Annotated in this window: 19 protein-coding genes; 16 read left to right on the plus strand and 3 right to left on the minus strand. The window is 38.7% G+C overall.

What is annotated here, in order from left to right:
• Positions 1-73: 73 nt before the first annotated feature.
• The gene (locus JOD18_RS17010) at positions 74-499 is read right to left on the minus strand and encodes a hypothetical protein (RefSeq protein ID WP_204670317.1); all 426 of its coding nucleotides are present in this window, start codon (positions 497-499) and stop codon (positions 74-76) included.
• Between the two features lie 111 nt (positions 500-610).
• Between JOD18_RS17010 and JOD18_RS17015 the strand changes: the two genes are divergently transcribed.
• The 14 genes from JOD18_RS17015 to JOD18_RS17080 all read left to right on the plus strand — a co-directional run bounded on the left by JOD18_RS17015 (position 611) and on the right by JOD18_RS17080 (position 15,204).
• Positions 611-868 (plus strand): hypothetical protein, encoded by a 258-nt coding sequence (locus tag JOD18_RS17015; RefSeq protein WP_204670318.1) that lies wholly within the window; start codon positions 611-613, stop codon positions 866-868.
• 214 nt (positions 869-1,082) lie between these two features.
• Positions 1,083-1,391 (plus strand): lmo0954 family membrane protein, encoded by a 309-nt coding sequence (locus JOD18_RS17020; RefSeq protein WP_204669178.1) that lies wholly within the window; start codon positions 1,083-1,085, stop codon positions 1,389-1,391.
• A 22-nt stretch (positions 1,392-1,413) separates the two neighbouring features.
• The gene (locus JOD18_RS17025) at positions 1,414-2,043 is read left to right on the plus strand and encodes a PspA/IM30 family protein (RefSeq protein WP_204670319.1); all 630 of its coding nucleotides are present in this window, start codon (positions 1,414-1,416) and stop codon (positions 2,041-2,043) included.
• A gap of 317 nt (positions 2,044-2,360) precedes the next feature.
• Positions 2,361-3,203: a TetR/AcrR family transcriptional regulator gene (locus JOD18_RS17030; RefSeq protein WP_204670320.1), complete on the plus strand. Its 843-nt coding sequence runs from the start codon at positions 2,361-2,363 to the stop codon at positions 3,201-3,203.
• Positions 3,203-4,060: an efflux RND transporter periplasmic adaptor subunit gene (locus JOD18_RS17035; protein WP_204670321.1), complete on the plus strand. Its 858-nt coding sequence runs from the start codon at positions 3,203-3,205 to the stop codon at positions 4,058-4,060. Before JOD18_RS17030 ends, JOD18_RS17035 begins: the two co-directional genes overlap by 1 nt.
• 2 nt (positions 4,061-4,062) lie before the next feature.
• Positions 4,063-7,149: an efflux RND transporter permease subunit gene (locus JOD18_RS17040; RefSeq protein ID WP_204670322.1), complete on the plus strand. Its 3,087-nt coding sequence runs from the start codon at positions 4,063-4,065 to the stop codon at positions 7,147-7,149.
• Positions 7,150-7,280: 131 nt separating this feature from the next.
• Positions 7,281-7,625, plus strand: a complete 345-nt coding sequence (locus JOD18_RS17045) for a hypothetical protein (protein WP_204670323.1) — start codon at positions 7,281-7,283, stop codon at positions 7,623-7,625.
• Positions 7,626-7,824: 199 nt separating this feature from the next.
• Positions 7,825-9,315: a murein biosynthesis integral membrane protein MurJ gene (gene murJ, locus JOD18_RS17050; RefSeq protein WP_204670324.1), complete on the plus strand. Its 1,491-nt coding sequence runs from the start codon at positions 7,825-7,827 to the stop codon at positions 9,313-9,315.
• Positions 9,316-9,345: 30 nt separating this feature from the next.
• On the plus strand, positions 9,346-10,623 hold the full coding sequence (locus JOD18_RS17055) for an O-antigen ligase family protein (RefSeq protein ID WP_204670325.1): 1,278 nt from the start codon (positions 9,346-9,348) through the stop codon (positions 10,621-10,623).
• Positions 10,624-10,817: 194 nt separating this feature from the next.
• The gene (locus JOD18_RS17060; RefSeq protein ID WP_239588193.1) at positions 10,818-11,912 is read left to right on the plus strand and encodes a glycosyltransferase; all 1,095 of its coding nucleotides are present in this window, start codon (positions 10,818-10,820) and stop codon (positions 11,910-11,912) included.
• Between the two features lie 123 nt (positions 11,913-12,035).
• Complete coding sequence (gene pssD, locus JOD18_RS17065; RefSeq protein WP_204670326.1) at positions 12,036-12,506, plus strand: PssD/Cps14F family polysaccharide biosynthesis glycosyltransferase; 471 nt, start codon at positions 12,036-12,038, stop codon at positions 12,504-12,506.
• Positions 12,503-12,982: a PssE/Cps14G family polysaccharide biosynthesis glycosyltransferase gene (gene pssE, locus JOD18_RS17070; RefSeq protein ID WP_204670327.1), complete on the plus strand. Its 480-nt coding sequence runs from the start codon at positions 12,503-12,505 to the stop codon at positions 12,980-12,982. The genes pssD and pssE overlap by 4 nt, the downstream gene beginning before the upstream one ends.
• Positions 12,983-12,994: 12 nt before the next feature.
• The gene (locus JOD18_RS17075) at positions 12,995-14,008 is read left to right on the plus strand and encodes a hypothetical protein (protein WP_204670328.1); all 1,014 of its coding nucleotides are present in this window, start codon (positions 12,995-12,997) and stop codon (positions 14,006-14,008) included.
• Between the two features lie 143 nt (positions 14,009-14,151).
• Positions 14,152-15,204 (plus strand): glycosyltransferase family 4 protein, encoded by a 1,053-nt coding sequence (locus JOD18_RS17080; RefSeq protein WP_204670329.1) that lies wholly within the window; start codon positions 14,152-14,154, stop codon positions 15,202-15,204.
• A gap of 42 nt (positions 15,205-15,246) precedes the next feature.
• Here the strand turns inward: JOD18_RS17080 and JOD18_RS17085 are convergent, their stop codons facing one another.
• Both JOD18_RS17085 and tagD read right to left on the minus strand, forming a co-directional pair.
• A complete protein-coding gene (locus JOD18_RS17085; RefSeq protein WP_239588194.1) occupies positions 15,247-16,368 on the minus strand; it encodes a CDP-glycerol glycerophosphotransferase family protein in 1,122 nt (373 codons plus the stop codon).
• A gap of 67 nt (positions 16,369-16,435) precedes the next feature.
• Positions 16,436-16,834, minus strand: coding sequence for a glycerol-3-phosphate cytidylyltransferase (tagD, locus tag JOD18_RS17090; RefSeq protein ID WP_204670331.1), 399 nt, complete (start codon positions 16,832-16,834; stop codon positions 16,436-16,438).
• Positions 16,835-17,082: 248 nt separating this feature from the next.
• On the opposite strand from tagD, the gene JOD18_RS17095 reads away from it, so the two are divergent.
• Both JOD18_RS17095 and JOD18_RS17100 read left to right on the plus strand, forming a co-directional pair.
• Positions 17,083-19,848, plus strand: a complete 2,766-nt coding sequence (locus tag JOD18_RS17095; RefSeq protein ID WP_204670332.1) for a CDP-glycerol glycerophosphotransferase family protein — start codon at positions 17,083-17,085, stop codon at positions 19,846-19,848.
• A gap of 9 nt (positions 19,849-19,857) precedes the next feature.
• Positions 19,858-22,974 carry a CDP-glycerol glycerophosphotransferase family protein gene (locus tag JOD18_RS17100; RefSeq protein ID WP_204670333.1) on the plus strand — a complete coding sequence of 1,039 codons (3,117 nt, stop codon included), beginning with the start codon at positions 19,858-19,860 and terminating at the stop codon, positions 22,972-22,974.
• Positions 22,975-23,009 lie beyond the last annotated feature (35 nt).

Genomic DNA, 23,009 nt, shown 5'->3' on the forward strand with positions numbered 1-23,009 from the left:
GACAAGGATGGCGGATAAACGGCATAGGTATCCTCATGGCAAGAAAGAAAAATTGACGGACAAATAGGATTGTCTACTTGACAGATGCACGCACACGGAAATGACGGACAAAAAAGGCTGAAATCCCAAAGAGTTGTCCGTCACAACGGAAATGACGGACAAAAAAGGCTGAAATCCCGAAGAGTTGTCCGTCATAACGGAAATGACGGACAAAAAAGGCTGAAATCCCAAAGAGTTGTCCGTCACAACGGAAATGACGGACAGAAAAGGCTGAAATCCCGAAGAGCTTTCCGTCATAACGGAAATGACGGACAAAAAAGGCTGAAATCCCAAAGAGTTGTCCGTCACAACGGAAATGACGGACAGAAAAGGCTGAAATCCCGAAGAGTTGTCTGTCATAACGGAAATGACGGACAAAAAAGGCTGAAATCCCAAAGAGTTGTCCGTCATAACGGAAACTTGCAGCCCCAGACCAAACATTACCATGAAAAACAAACACTTATCTTGTTATTTTCCAATACCCACAATGTCTGAACTAAATATTAGGTATATTTTTTCCTTTGGATGGTAATGCTACCTGTGAAAGCTAACTATAAGGAGGTTATACTTAATGAAATCTAGCTATATCAAATATCTTGTTGCGCTAATGGTATCGATGGCGTTGTTAACTGGTTGTGCTACTAATAATAATGAGGAACAGCCACCGCCGCAGGAAGAGGAAGTGCCGACGGAAGAAGCGCCAGCAGATGAAGTTCCGGCAGATGACAATATGGATGACAATAATCCAGACCAAGAAGACATGGGTGAAAATGTAGAAGATCATCTAAACGAGACAGAAGAAGATATGAGAGATAACACAAACGAATAATCGTAAACAGAGCCAATTCTTCCAAACGAAAGAATTGGTTTTTCTTTGCTTGAAATACCTGTTCTGACAGACACTATTACCTATGCAAACGCTCTCTATCCTCCTAAGGCTTACTCCTCCTACGCCTCAAGACCTACTCCGAAATATATCCCCAGCCTGTTCTGCTAAAACGCAAAACCCTCTATCATATAAGTATGGAAGGAGGATGAAGCATATGAAAACATTCTTGATCGTCAGTTTAGCGATCATCGCTGGTATCGTTCTATTGGCCAATTTAGGCCCGATGATTATGTTAGCTATCAGCTTAGTCATTGCCTATTTCGGAGTAAAACATTTCATCCTAGCGGAAACAACAGGCGGAAAAGTAGGCTGGGCGATAGTAATTTTAATCGGTATATCGATGTCCCTGTCTAATATCCCCGCGCTAATTGGTGTAGTTGCGTTAGTCGTACTGTACTACGCCTATAAAAAATATCAACAAGAAAAAGAAACAACGGAAACCCTGGATTGGGATCAAATCTAATCAAAAACAAGGAGGAATTACTATGTCAAACCTGTTTACCCGTATTAAAGATACTATTATGGCCGACTTACACGAAGCCATGGATCGAAAGGAAGAAAAGAACCCGATTGCTCATGTCAATCAATATATCCGCGAATGTGAGCAAGAGGTCAAGAAGATCAAGCAGCTGATGGATAAGCAGTATGAAATCAAGCATGATATTGACCGCGAGCGCAACCAAGCTAAAATGATGGTGGAAAAACGCAAGCGTCAGGTTCAATTGGCAGAAGACATGCAGGAAAGCGAATTAGTAGAAGAAGCCAGAACGGAATTAGAACAATTTGAAGCACGAGTAGCTCATCTAAATGAGATGTCTGATAAAGCAATCAAAGACTTGGAAACGCTGGAAACTAAGTATATCCAAATGAAACAAAAGCTAAAAGACCTGTATGTCAAACGCCTAGAACTGCGCAGCCGTGAGAATGTTGCCCGCACGCAGCAAGGCATGAATAAGGTATTAGAGACAGAACTTGTGTCGAAGAGCGCTTCTAAATTTGCCGAACTAGAAAGCTATATCGAGCGAATCGAACAACGTGTTCATTCCGAATATCGTCTGCATACCCTAGATGCTCGTTTTCAAGAGTTAGAAAGAAAAGCTAGCCAATCCAATTAAAAAAGCAAGGCTCTATTTAGTAGGGACTGTTCTTATCGAGCGTTAGCAGCTTTTATCCCTATTGAAATTTCAATACCTTGAAGTGAAAGGCTTAGGATGGTTACACCGGAATAGAAAGGGACAGAATCAATTCTGCCCTTTTTCTAATTTTTTAACATACCTCTTTTCTTTTGAAAAATGAGTCCTGTCATGCTAAATTAGTATAATGACTGACTGGTCATCCACAAAAGGTCCTATTAAAAAGATATCGATAATGGAACGAAAAATGAAACAAATACTTTTGTGGAACGTAAAGAGGAAGGTGGAGTAACAGCTAAATGGATAGTAAGAAGAAACGCATCATGCAGGAAAGCTTGAAATTATTCTCTGAGAAGGGTTTCCATGCGACATCGATACAAGAAATATCAGCGCAAAGTGAAATCTCAAAAGGAGGATTCTATCTGCATTTTACTTCAAAAGATGACTTGCTGATTGAAATCTACAGATATTATACCCACACATTAATAGACAAAATAGAAGAAATTAAACAAACAACCCCAGATCCAAGGACCCAATTTACCGAACAAATGGAGGCCGTATTACAGTTGTTTAAGAACCACCGTGAATATATTATGGTGCAGTTTCAGGATCAAGTCCATTTAGGTGAAAAAATGAATCAATTGATTTTTGATTTACATAAGCAAAATTTTGAATGGATGCAAGAGCAATTGCTTCGACTATATGGAGAGCGCATTAGTCCATATATAGTGGATCTCATTATTCAATTGGAAGGTATGATGAGTAAGTATATGGAATGGAGTATTTTTCACGATATTGAATTTGAGCCATCGAAACTGGCCAGCTATCTTATGCAGCAGGTCGATGTACTTGCAGAACATGTCTGTCGTGAAATGTCAGCTCCCATCTTTACGTTAGAGGACTTGGATAAATTTCGCACAGATAAAGAACAAGACGCCTTAGCAGGTCTTAAACAAGCTATTAATAGTTCCAGCGGTACAGACAGACAACAGATGGAAGAGGCTTTCCAAGTATTAGAAGAGGAATTGAACAAGCCAGCACCGAAACAAATTATTATTCAAAGTATGCTGGCACATTTAGAGAGTTACCCTGCTATTTATACTGCTGTTCAACTTTTTAAAGATAAGAGAGGAGACAACTAATGAAAAGATTATTTGTGTTATTCGCTATGATAGCTATAGCGTTGGTCGCTTGTTCCAATGAATCAGAGAACGAATCAGAGGCAGAAGTCGTTATACCCGTAGAGACAGATGAGGTTACAAAAGGTGATTTAGTAGTCGACCGTGTTTTTTTTGGTCGAACGATGCCAGATCAAACCACACCAATTATGCCTCCTGGTGCAGCTGAAGTAGAAGAGCTGCATGTACAGAATGGTGATCAAGTGGAAGAGGGAGACGATCTCATTACCTTGACGACACCACAGGGAGAAATAACTATCGAGGCGCCGGGTGATGGTACTGTATCTCAGTTAGCCGCAAGCGAAGGTTCAATGGTTTCTGATCAAGAGCCGATCGCAATGATTATTGATCTTGATCAATTAACCATTCAACTGCAATCGCCTGATACACAATTAGATTTATTTAAGGTTGGAGAAGAAGTGAATGTATCCTTAACTAATCAAGATGACGAAGCAGGAAAAGCAGAGATTATCTCCATTGATAATATGGCAGGAGAGACAGGCCTATTTATGGTGGAGTTGACGTTTGATAACACGGAAACCGATCATCGTGCCGGTGTTGTTACAAAAGTAACGATAAAAGAAAACGTGCAGCAAGATACCTTGCTCATTCCAACTGCTGCATTAACAGAAGAAAATGAAGAAACATTTGTTTATATCGTGGATGATGACACAGCAAAACGTGTAGATGTAACAGTCAAAGAAACGCAGTCAGAGCAAACAGCAGTAGAAGCTGATCTGAGCGAAGGAGATCAAGTGATTGTAAGCGGCCAATTAACCCTTACAGACGGCAATGAAATTAATGTAGTAGGGGAGGAATAATCATGAAACTAATTAAATCATCTGTTAAACGCCCGGTTGGGGTGATCATGATTGTCCTTGCTATTATTGCTATGGGTATCATATCTGTTCGTAACTTAGCAATTGATCTTTTTCCAGAGATTGATTTGCCAATTGCCGTGGTGGCAACCAATTATCCAGACGCTGCTCCGCAAGAGGTAGAGCAATTAGTCTCTGAACCATTGGAAGGCAGTCTTAGTTCAATAGAAGGGGTTAACACACTTCAATCACAGTCACAGACAGGTTCTTCCATGATTATTATTATGTTTGAAAATGGAACCAATCTTGACAATGCTTTACTAGAAGTAAGGGAAAGTGTAGATCAAGTGAAAGCAATGCTCCCGGATGGAGCAAATGATCCAAGTGTGCTGCGGTTTAATCCGAACCAAATGCCAATTATGTGGGTTGGTTTAACGGGAAGTGACAGTACCACCTTGCAATCGGTAGCAGAAGATACTGTGCAGCCCTATTTTGAGCGGCAAGGCGGCGTAGCTTCTGTAGGGATCGAAGGTGGAGAAGAACGAGTTATTGAACTGGAATTAGATCGATCAGCCTTGGAACAATATGGTATATCTCCACAGCTGGTACAACAATCACTGCAAGGTGTGAACCAATCTGGATCAGCAGGGACAATCCAAAAAGGAGATCAAGATTTACAGCTGCGAATCGATGGAACATTTGGTTCGGTTGATGATATTGCCAATTCGATTATTCAGTCACCAGAAGGTGCTCAAGTGAAAATATCAGATATCGCAGAGGTAAAGGACACATTACAGAAAAATGGAACCACGCTGGTCAACAATGAAACAGCTGTGGTAATGAATATATTAAAGCAGTCTGATGGGAATACGGTCGATGTTTCCGATAATATTCTAGGTGCGATCGAATCGCTGAATAATGAACTGCCAGACGGCATTCATTTGGATGTGGTTGTTGATACGTCAGAGTTTATCAAGCAATCGATTGATTCTGTTGTACAGAACATGATTTTTGGCGGCTTGTTTGCCCTGCTGGTACTGCTGTTATTTTTCAAAAGTATTCGAGCCACTTTCGTTATCGGGGTATCAATACCGATTGCGATTATTTCTACCTTTGTTTTATTATATTTTACTGGCGAGACCCTGAATGTATTGACAATGGGTGGATTGGCATTAGGTGTCGGTCTGATGATCGACAGTTCCATTGTTATTTTAGAGAACATTGTCAGTTACAGGCAGAAGGGGTACAGCTTAAAAGAAGCGGCAGTCAAGGGGGCTTCCGAGCTAACACCAGCAGTTATCGCCTCTACAACAACGACATTAGTAGTATTTTTGCCAATTGTCTTTGTGGATGGCATTGCTTCTGAGTTATTTACACCTTTAGCGATTACGGTTGCCTTCTCCCTTTTGGCCTCATTAGCTGTAGCAGTTACTTTAGTACCGATGTTATCATCGAGGTTATTGACCAAGGTATTAGAAGGTGATGGCCGGCGCTATTGGTTTAATCGTTTATTACAGAAAGTTATCGATTTCTATGAACGAGTGATTGAAAAGGCTCTGAAGCTAAGAAAGACAACTATAGCGATTACATTAGCAGCGATTATTGCAAGTATTGCGCTAGTCCCTTATATTGGCACTGCCTTCATTCCTGATGGTGATCAAGGCCAATTAGCAATTAATGTAGAGACACCAACGGGGACAAATGAAGAAAAGCGGCTGGCGATTGCCAATGAAGTGAACGAAAGACTGGCGGAACATGAGGATATAATTGAGGTAAGTTATGTTACAGTTGGCAGCAATAATGTCGAAGAAGCGGTTATGACAGGCGGAGGCTCAGCCGCCAGCTATCAGATACAGCTTGTTCCGTCTAGTGAACGAGATCAATCGACGGCTGATTTCAGTCAAGAATTGAATGAAGAGTTAGCTTCCATTGCTGGAGCGGAGATTACAGTCCAGGATATGGCTTCTGGGGCAAGTATGGGAGACCCAATTCAAATTCAAATCTCAGGACCTGAAACCGAAATTTTACAAGAATTATCTGATCAAGTCATGGCTGTGTTAGCAGATGTAGAAGGGGTTTATAATCCGGAATCCTCGTTATCAGATACCCAGCCGGAAATGACGGTACAGGTTGATCGTGAATTGGCTGCTCAATACGGTTTAAGTTACCCAGAAGTAATGAGTCAGATACAGATGAATTTTACTGGTCAAACGGTTATGCAGTATCGTGAAGACGGAGATGAAATGAATGTGCGCATTACTTATCCTGAGGATGAACGTTCGACAATCAACGATTTAGAAAATGTGATGATCCAAAATCAGCAAGGAACATCTGTCCCATTAACAACGATTGCTGATTTTGAGCAGGTACAAAGTGCAGCAACCATTACCCGACAAAATCAACAACGGCAAGTAAATATATCGAGTAATATTACAGGCAGTGACTTAGGAACGGTATCAAGGAATATCGAGTCAGCCTTGGAATCCATGAATTGGCCAGATGACTACAATTTTTCAATTGGTGGTCAGGCAGAAGATATGATGGAGGCATTTGTTGATTTAAGTATGGCGCTACTGTTATCAATTTTCTTAGTATATGCCGTGATGGCAGTACAGTTTGAAAGTTTCCTCCACCCATTTATTATTATGTTCTCGATGCCGTCATCGGTTGTCGGGGTCTTAGGAGGCCTGTTTATTACAGGACATCCGCTCTCGATCACCGCCTTTATCGGAGTAATTATGCTCGCCGGTATAGTGGTGAACAATGGGATTATCTTGGTAGACTATATCAATATCTTAAGACGACGTGGAATGGAACGGCATGAGGCAATTGTGGAAGCTGGTAAAACCAGACTTCGTCCAATCTTAATGACTACCCTTACGACCATTTTAGCAATGATACCTTTAGCATTAGGCTATGGGGAAGGCGCCGAAATGCAGCAGCCAATGGCGATCACCGTTATCTTTGGTTTAACAACCTCCAGTATCTTTACACTAGTACTGATACCAGTTGTTTATACCTATCTAGATAATCTGGCCAATCGCATCAAAGGCCGTTTTGGTAAACATTTTAAAGAAAAAGAAGAAGCTTAGAAAAGGAAGCCTGTAGAGACATTATGCTCTGCAGGCTTGTTTGATTTGGAAGCAAGCACATTCAGCAGCGAAATCACGTAACGGACAGAAGAAGGAGAAAAGTTGTTCCAGAGCCCGTGAGAACGGCTCTCATGGACAGAAAAAGAGAAAAAGTCATCCCAGAGTCCATGAGAATGGCTCTCATGGACAGAAAAAGAGAAAAAGTCATCCCAGAGTCCATGAGAATGGCTCTCATGGACAGAAAAAGAGAAAAAGTCATCTCAGAGTCCATGAGAACGGCTCTCATGGACAGAAAAAGAGAAAAAGTCATCTCAGAGTCCGTGAGAATGGCTCTCATGGACAGAAAAAGAGAAAAAGTCATCCCAGAGTCCATGAGAACGGTTCTTATGGACAAAAAAGCAAAAATCCAACCCCCAGCAGTCCAAAAGAACACAGCAACCATCAATAACCCATCTCCAAGTATAGCCCCTACCTAATTGGGAAAAACTAGACGAAAAACCCAATTGTAAAATTCATAAACCGAATGTAAAGCAATGGTTAAGTATACGTAAAAACTTCCAATTAATATAGAATCGGCTAAAACAGTCTGGTACACTAAACGCAAATCAAGAGAAAACAAAATCAACTACCCCTCATCCCAAACAAAAATATAGAGGGAAGTAAAGAGGTTATCACGTGAGGAAGAACATAGGCGTTTCAGCAGCATTACTGTTTGTCACCACTATTTTATTGAAAATATCTGGACTCATGCGCGATATGCTGATTGCAAACTACTTTGGAGATAGTTATCTAGCAGAAGCTTATCTGGCAGCTTTTATTATTCCAAATATGATCATCTTGTTTATGCAAAATGGGATGAAGGAAATCTTCGTCCCCCAATACTTTCAATACAAGAAAATGCATGCTTCTGAAGCATTTTTCTATAATATCTTTCGAACAAGCGCAGTACTCGGTATCGTCATATCGATTATCGGTATTATTCTCGCATCGCAGTTGATTGATTTGCTGTACCCGGCCTTCGATCAACAAGTTGCCGATGTGGCAGCAAAAATTATGCGTATTCTAATGGCAGCCATCATCCTCGTATGTATGAATGCCGTATACGAAAGTTATCTAGACGCTACGTATCGTTATCATCTGTCTACTTTCTCGCAAATGATTGTCTGGGTGACGATGATTGTATTCACGATCGTATTCGTCTCTAAGTGGGGAGTCTACTCACTAGCTTATGGTTATCTATTAGGTGCAGCAATTTCCTTCCTGTTCAAATGTGTTTTTGTCAGGAAGCGCCAAGTCAAAAAGTATAAACTGGATCGCACCATGATAAAAAATTACTATCAGCCTCTAGTACCAATTGGATTGACCATTCTGATCGGTCAGCTCAATTTAATGGTAGACAATATTTATGCCAGTTACTTTGGTGGTGGAGCCATTACGTATATCAACTACGCCAAGAACTTGGTGCACTTACCACAAACGGTAATTGCGGCAGTGATTGGAGTTGTTTTGTTTTCTCATATCTCTGACACCTATGCCAAGCAGAATCTGTCTGCCTTTCAACAATCACTGTCTCGGGCACATCAGATTACGATATTTCTTACCTTGCCGGCGATTGTAGGTTTAGGCATGATTCTGCCAGAAGTAATCAAGGTCTTGTTTGAAAGAGGAGCTTTTCAGGCAAGTGCCACATTAGAAACAACGAAGGTAGCCTATTTCTATCTCGGTTCGGCCTTCTTTTTCAGTCTCAATATCGTCTGGAATAAGGCATTATATACGATGGGAAAAGGAGCTGCTATTTTCAAAATCGGGGCCTTTTCGGTTCTGCTGAATATCGTGTTAAATTATATTTTGATTCAATTCCTGAGTTATTACGGTATTCCATTAGCTTCTTCGATTGTGGGCGGTTATTATTCCCTAGCCACCTATCTTGTATTCCGAAAAGCTAGTAAGCAGCATCCAAAAGAACGGCCAAAACAAGAAGGTTTCAAAGTAATTATCGCAACAATCATCATGGTAGTGTCATTGTTAGTCATACAGTTGCTGCAACAACCTGCCATCGCACATATTATCATTTCTGTCCTAGTCGGTGCCTTGAGTTATTTTATTAGTTGTCAACTCTTGCGGGTGCCATCGTTCCTTTACTTGCGGAATCATTGGAGGAGGTGATAATCAACATTAGGAGATGGAGGGTTTTCGATGAGTACGTATCGAACACAAATAGAAAAAATATGTATCTACTTTATCATATTACAGCCGATCCTGGATTTAATGGCTTTTGCAGGATTAGCCGTTTCCGAAATAGTTCGAGGTTTTGCCCTCATGGCTGGCGGACTCTATATCCTGCTATTCAGCAAACACCGTATCTACTTGTTGGTGCTGGCAGGTTATCTAATCGTCAATCTGGCGACCAACTTTTTCTTAAAAGATTCATTTGCGCTTATGACAGAAGTCAACTATATCATTAAGACGGTCTATTTTATTGTAATCTTATTCGTGTTTCTGGAGATCGGTAAACGTCATGCATTGCTGCCAACCATCAGAAATTTGGTTACGATCAATATCACTGTCATCACTATCGTCATGGTATTGGCAGAGCTAACCGGTACAGGACAGCGCAGCTACGGCATGCTGATCAAAGAAGGGCATACAGGCTGGTTTTTCTCGGGCAATGAGCTCAGTGCCATTATGGCCATGGGCGTTGGCTTCGTCCTCCTTTCTTTTTTGAAAAAGGGAACACAGGCAGCCCAAATCAGCTGTTTTCTGCTCCTAGCGGGAAGCGGCTGGGCGATGATGACAATTGGCACCAAGGTAAGTTTCGGTGCATGGATTATCGTGGTGGGAGCCGGAGTAGTTTGGTTAGGTGTCGATTCATGGAAAAAAGGACATTACCAGAAGAAGATCACCGCCCTAGTTGTGTTGCTGCTAGCTGCCGCCTTATATATGCCGCTGTCGGCAATTGGCCATAATCTGAATATCAGCTATCCCTTATTTTCGAACAGTAATCAACAACAAACAGTGCCGGAAGAGGAAGTGGAAGAGGAGCCTAGCCCAGTTCCTGTGAAGGCGTTAAATGGGCGAGAAGAGTTTATGCAGGCGACCATCGATCAATACCAGCAAGCACCAATTGTTCAGAAGCTGTTTGGTCTGGGATATGCCGGCAATTATCAGAACGAACCAAAGCTAATCGAGATGGATTTTATTGATTTGTTCTTTGCCTTTGGCATGATCGGGTTTGTGATCTTGCTCCTGCCATTGGTATACACTCTCTACCATACACTTATTCCATTTCGGCGCGAGCTGCTGCAAGATATTAATTATTTTATGGTGATGATTGCCATTTGCCTTGGCTTAGGAAGTGCCGCGTTAGCAGGACATGTGCTATCCTCACCAGCGGCTAGTATCTATTTAGCTATAGCATTGGCGATTGCTTATTCTGGTCCAGCTGCCCATAAGTCTGTTATTTCAAAGCTTTGATCGGAGATAAGATCCGTTCATCATTAGTGGAAAACCGCCACTACTGAAAGTCTCACTATACCACAGAGCCAATCGTCCGTAAGTCACTTATGCAAGTGTCAACGGTCGCTAGCACTCTGATAAGTTTCGCTAATCATTAGTGGAAAACCGCCACTACTGAAAGTCTCACTATAAACCGTGAAAGGAGTGAAGCCATGAAACAACGAATTTTATTGATTAGTACTATGTATCCATCCAATAAACATCCCTCATTTGGGATATTTATAAAAAACCAAGTGAAACGAATTGAAGAGAATGGGTATGAGGTTGAATTATTGGTCATAAAAAACCCGAAAACGGGAAAGGCTAACCTTACATGGAAGTATACGACCTGGCTGCTGAAGTGGCTTTGGCTGATGGTGAAAAGCGGCCGTAAATATGATGTCGTCCATGCTCATTATGTCTTTCCCAGCGGTTTATTAGGATTATGGACCAAGCGGCTGTTCAAGATCCCATTAATTGTGACAGCCCATGGCGGAGATCTTGAAAAGATGGCCAAAAAGAATCAGCGGATTCATCAATATACCCAGCTTATCCTGCAAGAAGCCGATCATATTATTACGGTAGGCAAGCGGCTGGAGAAGCAAGTGGCTAGTGAATATCAAGTGAATCCAGCCAAAATTTCCTTACTGAATATGGGAGTCAATCGCTCGATTTTTTATCCGATGTCAAAAAACAAGCTGAGAGAGACCCATCAGCTGCCTGATGATCAGCCGATTATCCTGTTTGTAGGCAATATTATTAGAAATAAAGGGGTCAAGGAATTAATCACAGCCTTTGAGCAATTAGATATCAAGCAAGCTGCCCTATATATTATCGGGGCAGTAAAAGAACCGCCGTTTTATCAAACACTGCAGAATTATATCGCTAACCATAACATAGAACGGGTGTATTTCCTGCCTGCGAGTGATCAAGCTACTGTTGCCAAATGGATGAACATGGCGGATGTACTGGTCGTCCCTTCTTATATAGAAGGATTCGGACTAGTGGCATTAGAGGCGATGTCCTGTAAGACACCTGTGATTGGTTCCAATGTTGGCGGTCTCCAATATTTACTTGGAGATCAAGCAGGAATTATGGTAGAGCCGCAGAATGCAGATGCCCTGGAACTGGCAATTACCGAAGTTTTAACTAATCAGGCACTGCGGCAGCAGATGATTGCAAATGGCGAGGCAAAGGCAGAAAGTAATGATCAAGAAAAACTGATTCAACAATTGTTTACCATATATCACGGTGCCAGCCGATCATAATAAGTATCCAGCAGAAGCATTAGAACTTTCCGAGAGGCCGACACTTGATAAGTTTCGCTAATAATTAGTGGAAAAACCCCACTAATGAAAGTCCCACTTTAAAATCGATAGGAGAAAATAGCTATGAAACAAAAGAAACTACTTCTTATTTCGTCTATTGGTGGTCATTTGACACAATTGCTCCAGTTAGAATCGCTATTTAAAAATTACCAGTATCACCTCGTGACTGAAAAGTCAGAGCTTACCGAGGAACTGAAGGAAAAATATCCAGTATCTTTTCTTATGTATGGCGGCAGAAACTATCCGATAAGATATATCTTTAAATTTTCGTTTAACGTAGTGAAATCACTGTTTATCTTTCTGCGCTACCGTCCGGATGTGATTATTTCGACCGGTGCCCATACCGCTGTACCGATGTGTTATCTGGCAAAATTATTCCGGCGCAAAGTCGTATTTATTGAAAGCTTTTCTAAATCAACAAGTCCGACCTTGACCGGGAGATTAGTATACCCGATATCTGATTTATTTATTGTCCAATGGGAAAGCATGAAGGAAATCTATCCTAAAGCTGTATATGGGGGGTCTATCTATTGATTCTAGTCACCTTAGGAACCCATGAACTACCTTTCACAAGGTTATTGCAAGAAGTAGAAAGATGTAAACAAACTGTTTTACAATCCGAGGATATCATCGTACAGGCAGGTCATACCGCCTATAGCAGTAATTATATGCAGATCCATCGTTTCTTTCATTTTGATGAGATGGAAGCATTGTATGAGAAAGCAGATTTGTTAATTACGCATGCGGGAACAGGCTCGGTCATTTCCGGTTTACGCAAGAACAAGGTCGTCATTGCGGCACCAAGATTACATAAATTTGGTGAGCACAATGATGATCACCAGTTACAACTAGTAGATGTCTTTGAAGCAGCCGGGCATATCTTAGCTTTTCGGGAGGGGGATCGCTTAGAGAATATCATTGCACAGGCGTATCAATTTGAACCGACTATGTTTCATTCTGGTCGAGATCGAATGTTTGGCCTGCTGAATGAATTTATTAATGAAGCATAGGAGATGATTAAAATGGGGGTAAGATCATATCAGTCAGGTGACGATCCCTGTATTAATCAGCTATTCTATCAGGTATGTTCGACAAAGCCATCGGTCACAGAATGGCGCGAGAAGTATCGGAAGGAATCAGACAGGGAACCAGTGATTCTCGTTTATGAACAAGCAGGACAGATCATTGGACACGTGGCATTAACACTAAGAAAAACCTATATTCATGGGAAGGAACAGCTGATTGGCTTTCGGCAGGACAGATTAATTGATCCGTATGCAAGCCAAGTCCATATTGAGAAGCAGCTACATGATCAGCTGGTTATAAAGGCAAAATCACTGGGAGTTGTCTGTATTGTGGACATACCCGCCTGTAAAAAGAGGCAAATGCCTGAAACAGGATTGGAGACGAAGCCGATTCAGCGTTATTTAAAAATTAATCGACCGTTTTCCCTGCTGAGGCATATCTGTTTTCAATCCAAGATATCGAAAGCAGCCTATCTGACAAAATTACAAGAAACAATGCGAGAATACAACCAAGGCCTGCCTACAGGATGGCATATTGGCGAATGGCAGGAGGATGATCCAGCCCTGTTTCAATTTATCGCCATGAAATCAAAATGGAAGGCCATGCAGACAAATAAAGCAGACCAGATTCTGCGATGGAAGGATAATCAGGATGATACCAAGCAATATCTTATCCTGACACTTACCTACCATCAAGAAATAAAAGGATATGTCGTTTTTCGACTGTCATTTAAGGGAAGACTTACAAAAGCATGTATTGTCGACCTGGCAGCCATTGATGAAGCATACACATGGAAGTTACTGCTGACAGCAGTTAAACGAATCTTGAAACGCATGCACATCATTCAATTTTGGATGTGCCCAGACGCAACCATTGACCATTACTTGCGCAAAATTGGCATGAGGAAATGGCTACAGCCTCTATCCTTATCCGTTCAGCCATTAGAAGATCATATTCGCCAAATTCCTAATCAGAAATGGTGGCTGGTAATGGGTGACACAGATCAGTAATCAAAATTACACACTTTTGATATACTATTTTCTATGGAAACGTGGTATAGTTGCATAAGGGAAAGAATGCATAGATGTGTGTCATACTGGAAATGGGTACACACAAATGATGTGCACGATTTCATTCCAGGAGGAACCTAACCATGATGTTGATTGCTTTTTTTATATGCTTGGTGGTGGCACTAGCCATAACACCATACGTCAAGAAGCTTGCTTTTAAATTGAATGCAGTAGATAAACCAAATAACAGAAAAGTCCACCAGAAAATCATGCCTAGGTTAGGCGGCCTAGCCATTGTCATTAGTTTTTTTGTTGGTTTTATTTTATTTAACCCGGACAGTCCCTATTTTTGGCCAATCTTTGCAGGGGCTTTAGTTATCACCATTACCGGGATTTTAGATGATATCTATGAACTTTCTGCCAAAATTAAATTACTGAGTCAAATTATTGCAGCCAGTATTGCCGTCATAGGCGGGGTACAGATTGGCGTTGTAAATTTACCATTTGACCAAACGATCGAATTCGATTTCTGGAGTATTCCTGTGACCATTATTTGGATCGTCGGCGTGACCAATGCGATTAATTTAATTGACGGACTGGATGGCTTAGCAGCTGGTGTATCATCGATTGCTTTGATCACTATTTCCGGTTTGGCAATTACGCTTGGAGATACTTTTGCCGCGTTTATCGGATTTATGTTATTAGGGAGTACGATTGGCTTTTTGTTTTATAACTTCTATCCGGCTAAGATTTTTATGGGTGACACGGGGGCGCTATTCTTAGGATATATGATTGGGGTAGTGTCGGTACTTGGATTTAAGAATGCTACCTTATTCACCTTGATTATCCCGATTGTCATCCTGGGCGTGCCGTTATTAGACACAACATTAGCGATTGTGAGGAGGTTCTTACATAAGCAGCCTCTCCATAAACCAGATAAACACCATTTACATCATTGTTTAATTAATTTCGGATTCTCGCACAGACAAGCTGTGATAATGATTTATCTGCTTAGTAGCTTATTTAGCTTAGCAGCTATTATCTTTACCAAGTCGACGATGTGGGGAAGTGTGATCACTTTAATCGCCATGATCCTCTTGATAGAGATATTAATCGAGATTACCGGAATTATCAGCAAACGATACCGTCCGATTTTAAATTTAATAGAGGCCAATAATGCAAAAATGAAGAAATAACAAAACGAGCAGTGCTTTTTGTAGCATTGCTCGTTTTTTCATCTATATTTCGTCGGTTGTGCCATCCTCTTTATCAGAGCAGTCTTGTGTTTTTAAGTGTAAGGCCTGGATTAATTTTTTACTGGAGGAACCGTCTGAATATTGATTCCATTTGCGGGCAAATTGCCGAACCCGTTCCATATCGAACTCATGGTTCCTAATAATCTCGATAAGCTGCTCTGTATCGAAAGCAATGGGACCAGGCATATTCTCTTCATATGGTTCCCAAAATCCTCGTTCTTGTTGATATTCCTCCAAGTCATAAGGGAAGAAGATCATCGGTTTGTCCAATAACGAGAACTCAAACGGAATCGAAGAATAATCGGTAATCAGAATATCTGAAATCGTCAGCAAATGATTGACATAAGGATAAGCAGAGACATCGACGACAAAGCTTGGTAAATGAACATACGCATGAGCAGCTACGGCTGGATGCAATTTTAATAAAATAACGTACTCTTTGCGAAAGGCATCGAATAGCTTTTGAAAGTCCAGATGGATTTCAGGATGATCAAGCTGTTTATCGCGAAACGTCGGAGCATACAAGATCACTCTGCGTTCTTTAATCACCGGGTATTTCTGCTCTAACTTGTGTCGGCATTTTTCCATCTCTTGTTCTTGAAAAAAGAAGTCTGTCCGAGGAATACCTGTCTTCAAAAAGTGAGACTCGTCCAAGCCAAAGCTTTCTTGGAAAATTTCCACCATTTTATCCGAACCCACTACAATCTTGTCAAAGTGGTCATACACCTGTTGAAAACGCTGATGAGCCGCTTTACTTCGATGAGTGATAGATCGATCTTGCAACCCGAACTGTTTAATCGCTCCGGCAGCATGCCATAATTGAATCACTTGCACCTCCGGCTTAAAGTTGGTAACAGATAAAAATCCAAAATAATTATCGATTATAATTAGTTTGGATGTGGCTAAGTGATATAGGGAACGAATAAATAGAAACGGATTTTTGGAATGCAGTGGTAATACCTGAAAGCTCCCGTCTTCCTTGGGATAGTTCTTTTTCTTACCTTCTTTAATAATGATTTTCTGATAACCAGAATCCAAGTGATTCCAGATACTTTCACCTGTATCGTGAAAAGATAGGACAAAGGTAATCTTTTTGGCCTGCATCGGGAACAATTTACATAGTGTAAACAGGCACTTGGTAAAGAAGAGATAGCATGAGATCAAGAACTCTCTAGCCATCTTTCACCGTACCTAAATCTTCTTTAATTTTAGTGGTAGAAATACCAACAGTTCTTGGCAGATACACTACGTCACAGTAATCTTTTAGAAAGTCAAATTTACCTTCCCAATCATCGCCCATAACAAATACATCAATATCATGTTCTTGTACGTCTTTGATCTTCTGTTCCCAGTTATGCTCGGGAATTACTTCATCAACATAACGGATCGCTTCAAGGATTAGTTTTCTATGTTCAAAATCATGATAAGCCTTTTTTCCTTTACCGGCATTAAACTCATCAGAAGAGATAGCCACCGTCAAATGATCGCCTAACTCCTTTGCTCGTTTTAATATATTGATATGACCTCTGTGAATTAAGTCAAACGTTCCATAAGTAATTACTTTCTTCATGGTAAGCCTCCTGGAAATGTTAAGTTAATGTAAAACATGTCTATTATATCATATTATAACCTTCTACGTTTTACAAACTTATTAAAAGGAAAGTAGCTTTATGGTGTTATTTGATGAAAAATGATGTGATAATTGTAAAGAAATTGTAAAAGAAATGAAAACATATACTTTGATTTATATATATATCATTCAATTTTGTTGTGTTATATTGGAGATACGAAGTATAACCATTCTGGAGGTACTAGAAATTGAAACAAGAGATAAATGTTTTATCAGTAGGTGAGCAGCAAATTATATTGGAAAAACCAGCTGATAGGAAAATCACCAGTATCCAATTAGTCGATGAATTGAATGGTAAGGTAAGTTTGAATTTTATCGAAAAATCAGAAGAACTAATCGTAACCATGCCCTTGCAACAATTGGAAGGTAAGCAAACTTACCAATTATATATGAATGATCAAGTAACGTGTATGTCGAGATATTGCTTAATCCATCGAAATAAGTTAGTCGTAGAAGGGGATAATACATCCTTTACTCTAAAATTGAAAGAAGACCTAGATTTAGCAGCATATAGTGAAAGTTTATCTGGAGAGGCAGCTGTAAAGAATGCCCAAATAGAAGAAAAGCAATTACGTTTAGATATGGAAGAGGATCAAGTAAACTTCTCGTCAAAAGCACGGGTATATGCAGTAAATGAAGAGAATGAGGAAAGTATACTCCTTAATTTTCATTACACGGATAGTACAATGGTGATACCACTTCAGGACACTGTTACAGTGGGGGAGTGGCAACTTAAGATTGTCTATCCATTTCATGACTATCTATTAATAGATGATATTGTCCAGGGGATTCCGACTAAATTAAACGCAAATTATATTGTCGGGCAAGTAAAAGATGAATATGAGAATTATACGGGTGCTCATTTCAAGAATAATCATCTCTGTTTATTAAATTTACCAAAAGAATTGTATACAGAGAACATTCCTTTTAATGAGAAAAGTGATATCTTGATTCAAGATGTGATCTCGGATCATCGAGATAAGAAACGCTTATCCTTTCGTTTACTGGATGATGAGTTAGATACCCAGATACTAACAGAAATAGTAATCATGGCAAGAAAGAGTAAACAAAGGATAACAGTTCCTTTTCAAGTAGAAGATTCAAGTATAGTAATAGAAATTGATGAAGAATGGCTATTGGACTTGGCAAAAGAGAGATGGGACTTCTATGCAGAGTTTTTAACAATGGATAATTCCATTCGCCGTCGATTAAAAGTGAATCGAGAAGAGTCTGAGAAACTCATCTATATGTATACTCATACAGAACAGGATGCAATGATTATTTATACGACTTCAAATAATTTCCTTTCTTTATATAAAGCGGCCAGTTATACCGTATTTAAAGAAAAACACCGAGTTAAAACCAAAATGGTCGATCTAGTGAAGGATGGTAATACTGGTTTTACACTAGCTGTAGAGGTGAAGACAGAGGCGGATCTGGATATTAAGGGTATCGTAATTAAGCTTCGCTCACAGGATACATCAAGATTGCTTGTTTTAGAGCCATTAGAAATACATCCAAAGGATGAACAAACAAGTATAGTTAAGGCCTCGTATCAGGTGAATTGGGATAAAGATTTCTTTCCATTGTATTGGGATGTTTTTATTACGGCTGAAGACAATGACAATGTAACGGATTTAATTAAAGTGACAAGTGCGAAAAATAAATTAAAACAGAAGATCAACAAGGATTATCTTAACCATGCCGTGTTTACAGATGATAAAATTATGTATCCTTATGTGACGTTAAAGAGAGAAATTGCATTTATGATGCGGGACAAGGAATTTTATGAGAATAAAAAAACCAAGTTCAAAGAGAAATTAGCTTATTTCACTCACATTGCCTTAAAGCCATTTTACTTTAGAAAGAAGGAAATATGGATAGGATTTGAGAAATTTTCTTCTACGGCACAAGACAATGGTTATGCATTCTTCCAATATGTAGATAAAAATAAGCTGCACGATAATTTTTACTATATTTTAGATAAGAATTCATCTGATTATGATGAAGTGAGCAAGGAAAGTAAGAAAATAATTCCATTTATGTCGTTTAAATATTTTGTGATGCTTTTTGCAAGTGACTTACTAGTATCTTCTGAAAACAAACGTCATGTATATAATTTAAGGGTACGATCTGGTCTTGTACCAAGGAAGATAGCTGGTAAACAAAGTGTATTTTTGCAGCATGGGGTAACAGCCTTAAAGCAATCCAATGTATTTAAAAAGGCAAAGGGAAGAGGGAATTTCAGTTTAGTTATTGCAACTTCTGATATGGAAAAAGAAATAATACATCAGCACTGGAAATATGAACTAAACGAAATTGCTGTTACAGGTTTTTCTAGATGGGATAAATTAATCGATAAATCATCAAATCAGGAGCGAAGAAAGATTTTTGTTATGCCGACATGGAGGACATGGATGGAAGATATGCCGGCGGAAGACTTTAAGAAAACAGATTACTATGATAATTACGTTAATTTTCTGAATTCGAAGGAGTTAGAGGAGATCTTAGTACGTCATCAGTTGGAATTAGTGTTCTTTCTTCATCCTAAGTTTAAACAATATGTATCGGAGTTTCAGTTAGGAAATGAACACGTTCAACTGAAGGAATTCCAAAATATCAAAGTTAATGAAGAAATAATGGAAGCCTCAATGATGATTAGTGATTATTCCTCTGTTACATGGGATATGTTCTACTTGAAGAAGCCAGTAGCATTCTTCCAATTTGATTATGAAAAGTACAACGAATATGAAGGCAGTTATATTGATATGGAACAGGAGTTATTTGGTGACCGTGCTGTAAATAAAGATGAATTGGTAACATTAATTAGTGAATATGCCAATAATAACTTCCAAATGAAGCCAGACTATCAGAGACTGCATCACGAATATTTTAAATATGTAGACCATCATAATTCAGAAAGAATATTTAATGTGATTAAAAGACTAAAGTAGGGTGAAAAGATGAATCATATAGAAGTGGATTTCCAAAGCAAGCAGCATACATTTATACTTCCTCAGGAAATGGCAGCAGAAGTTGAATATATACAGATTGGTGGCAAAGCAGTACACTTTGAAAAGACTGAAATAGATAATCAAAGAACAGGGATTATATTGCAAGTGCAAGGAAAATTCCCTAGAAATATATTCTATGAACTGGAATTTCTAAATAAGAAATATGAAATAATGCCCTATGAAGTACAAAAGAGTGGAATGACTCCATTCTTCGCACGGTTATCAGGGGTCGTATTATGTGATCAACAGAGTATATTTGTGAAGTTTTTACATGTAGATGATCTATTTGTTGCTATGGATAAAATGCCAATAATCTGCTCTGGGGGAGGTCTGATCACTAACCAATCTGCGATTGCGTTAGATAGTGATCAGATGATGAATTGGAGAAATTATTTGCTTATCGCAACTCAACAAGAAACAGGGATTAGATATATTGTTTCATTGTTATACCAGCAAGATCAGCTAATTGTACCCAACAAATATGTACAAGGCCCATTTCAATTGGAGTTATTGCTGCAAATGGGGGAGCACTCATTTCGCTTGTCTTTCTCTGAAACAAATGATGAATATATACCCTTAAAAAAACAAGTAAGAGAGAAATATATATATAACCATTTTCAAGTTCAGCTGGAAAGTTATGATCAAGATTATCTAATTCTCCAACTAGATCATTTAAATGATGTAACCAAGATTGAATTATTAACAGACACCACTTACAGTGAGGCAGAAGTGCTGCAAGAGGAAAATAAAGCCATATTGGAACAGGTATCAATTGATAACGTACGAGAAGCTGTTCTTTTCATCTATACCGATGAATTTATCTATATGGTTAATATGTTAGAGGATGTTTTAAGCGGTAATGAACTAGCATTAGGTTATATCGATAAGACGATATACAATTTCCACATGGGGAATTTGAAACATAAAGAAGATTTGGCTATCAAGGATATACAGGTAGACGGAAGTAAGTTGATTTTTTCCATACATCCAGCAGATCAAGATAAGATTACAAATACAGAACCATTCCTGCTAGTTAAGTTGAGGAAAAAAAATCAAATAAATTATATCAGAGGTAAACGAGAGCAGCATTCCTTTACTTTTGATTTCAGTTATTTGCTTGAACAGATAGAATCGATTAATACTGCACGATGGGATTTCTTCTTGATCAATGATGATAAAAGCACGTTAAGCTATCGAATTGGTTATTTTGAAGAGGCGTTTTTGGAGAAACCAGAACGTTTTTATCAGCCGTTCAAACAGGAATTTTCCAATAATTCCACCTATAAACAGTGCGTTAGAGTCTATATTACAGAGAATAACGAATTGGCAATGCAAAAAAATAATTTATCAAACCTTATCAAAGAGCAATATAAGCTGAAGGCAACAATTAGTAACTTTGATATGAAGCGAAACCACGTGAATTTGAATGTGAATATAATCTCACCGTATACGGATAAGTTTGACATTGGTTCGCTCTATTTGATCCAGCGAAATAAAGATACTATTGATAAGAGAAGCTTTAATGTGGATACAGTAAGTGAATTTAATGGTAAGACAGTTATTCAATCTGTTATAGACCTAAGCGATGCCAATCTTTATCCGCTTTATTGGGACCTGTATATAGGAGTAATTGATAATAATAAAGAGTATTTTATCAAGATCAGCTCTGTTGCAAAGAAAATTATTTGGGATGTGAATGAAACTATTTCTAAGTATCAGTTTAATGTAAATGAGACAGATATTATCTATCCTTACATTACGTTAGGGAATGATCTTTCATTCACCTATAGAGAGAAAGAATATTATGAGAATCGCTATTATTTACTGAAAGAAAATTTGGCTTTCTTATTTGTTAAACTATTCGCTAATCACTACAAGAAAAAAAATATTTGGCTTGCATTTGAAAAACTGGCCATGTCTGCACATGACAGTGGTTACTATTTCTTTGATTATGTTTATAAGAATAAGAAGCATGATGAATTCTATTATATAATCCAAAAAGATTCACCAGAAATGAATAATTTGGCAGACAAAAAAGATAAGGTTATTTATTTTATGTCTTTTAAATATTTTGTTTATATGTTTGCGGCACAGCTATTAATTTCATCTGATACCAAAAGAAATAGTTATAACCTGAAATTAAAGAAAAGCAGACTGGCAAAAACTTTAACCAATAAGAAGCTTGTATATCTGCAGCATGGGGTAAATGGCTTGAAGCGGGTTAGAGATTTTCATAAAGATCGTAATGTATTTGATTTGGTGATTGCACCATCTGAATTTGAAAAGCAGATGATTATTAATGACTGGGGTTATGATGAATCCGAAGTGGTTGCTACAGGACTTGCAAGATGGGATGGATTGAGAGACAAGACAGAAGAAATTGATTATAAACAAATATTCCTTATGCCAACATGGAGAACATGGATGGATGGCATGGAGAAAGAGAAATTTGTAGAAAGTGAATATTTCCAAAAATATAATGCATTTCTGTCTTCTCCTAAGCTACATGCATTATTGGAAGAAAATAATGTGAAGTTAAAGTTTTTCCTGCATCCCAAATTCCGTGATTATATCGACTTGTTTGATACCAATTCTCCAAATATTGAGAAATTTGGCTTCTTAGAAGTACCTATGGATGAGATGATTATGCATAGCTCTCTAATGATCTCAGATTATTCCAGTGTGATTTGGGAAATGTTCTATCTGAAAAAACCGTGTGTCTTTTTCCATTTTGATAAGGATAAATACCTAGAGTATGAAGGAACATATATGGATTTAGATAACGATTTATTTGGAGATGTCACTTATAATACGGATGAATTGTTAAAAACTATAGAATATTATGTCAAAAATAACTTTAAAGAAAAAGAACAATTCGCTGAGTTAAGAAATGAATATTTTACATTTATGGATCATCGGAATTCAGAAAGAATTTATCAAGCCATTGAAGATAATGAAGATTGGTTAATAGAACCATTAAAATTACCAAGATTCAAGCTAAGCCATCTTCTTCCTTTTAGAGTTAGAAGAAAGATATTAGATATCAAAAATAACATCTTTAAATAAAGTATATTTGTCAATTACTCTGGGAGGGTTATGAA

The organism is Gracilibacillus alcaliphilus, assembly GCF_016909015.1.
Lineage (GTDB): Bacteria > Bacillota > Bacilli > Bacillales > Amphibacillaceae > Gracilibacillus > Gracilibacillus alcaliphilus.

What these genes read in the sequence shown, in the direction of transcription:
- JOD18_RS17015 (WP_204670318.1), top strand. Translation starts at nt 611, where the DNA reads ATGAAATCTAGCTATATCAAATATCTTGTTGCGCTAATGGTATCGATG.
- JOD18_RS17020 (WP_204669178.1), top strand. Translation starts at nt 1,083, where the DNA reads ATGAAAACATTCTTGATCGTCAGTTTAGCGATCATCGCTGGTATCGTT.
- JOD18_RS17025 (WP_204670319.1), top strand. Translation starts at nt 1,414, where the DNA reads ATGTCAAACCTGTTTACCCGTATTAAAGATACTATTATGGCCGACTTA.
- JOD18_RS17030 (WP_204670320.1), top strand. Translation starts at nt 2,361, where the DNA reads ATGGATAGTAAGAAGAAACGCATCATGCAGGAAAGCTTGAAATTATTC.
- JOD18_RS17035 (WP_204670321.1), top strand. Translation starts at nt 3,203, where the DNA reads ATGAAAAGATTATTTGTGTTATTCGCTATGATAGCTATAGCGTTGGTC.
- JOD18_RS17040 (WP_204670322.1), top strand. Translation starts at nt 4,063, where the DNA reads ATGAAACTAATTAAATCATCTGTTAAACGCCCGGTTGGGGTGATCATG.
- JOD18_RS17045 (WP_204670323.1), top strand. Translation starts at nt 7,281, where the DNA reads ATGGACAGAAAAAGAGAAAAAGTCATCCCAGAGTCCATGAGAATGGCT.
- JOD18_RS17055 (WP_204670325.1), top strand. Translation starts at nt 9,346, where the DNA reads ATGAGTACGTATCGAACACAAATAGAAAAAATATGTATCTACTTTATC.
- JOD18_RS17060 (WP_239588193.1), top strand. Translation starts at nt 10,818, where the DNA reads ATGAAACAACGAATTTTATTGATTAGTACTATGTATCCATCCAATAAA.
- pssD (WP_204670326.1), top strand. Translation starts at nt 12,036, where the DNA reads ATGAAACAAAAGAAACTACTTCTTATTTCGTCTATTGGTGGTCATTTG.
- JOD18_RS17075 (WP_204670328.1), top strand. Translation starts at nt 12,995, where the DNA reads ATGGGGGTAAGATCATATCAGTCAGGTGACGATCCCTGTATTAATCAG.
- JOD18_RS17080 (WP_204670329.1), top strand. Translation starts at nt 14,152, where the DNA reads ATGATGTTGATTGCTTTTTTTATATGCTTGGTGGTGGCACTAGCCATA.
- JOD18_RS17085 (WP_239588194.1), bottom strand. Translation starts at nt 16,368, where the DNA reads ATGCAGGCCAAAAAGATTACCTTTGTCCTATCTTTTCACGATACAGGT.
- tagD (WP_204670331.1), bottom strand. Translation starts at nt 16,834, where the DNA reads ATGAAGAAAGTAATTACTTATGGAACGTTTGACTTAATTCACAGAGGT.
- JOD18_RS17100 (WP_204670333.1), top strand. Translation starts at nt 19,858, where the DNA reads ATGAATCATATAGAAGTGGATTTCCAAAGCAAGCAGCATACATTTATA.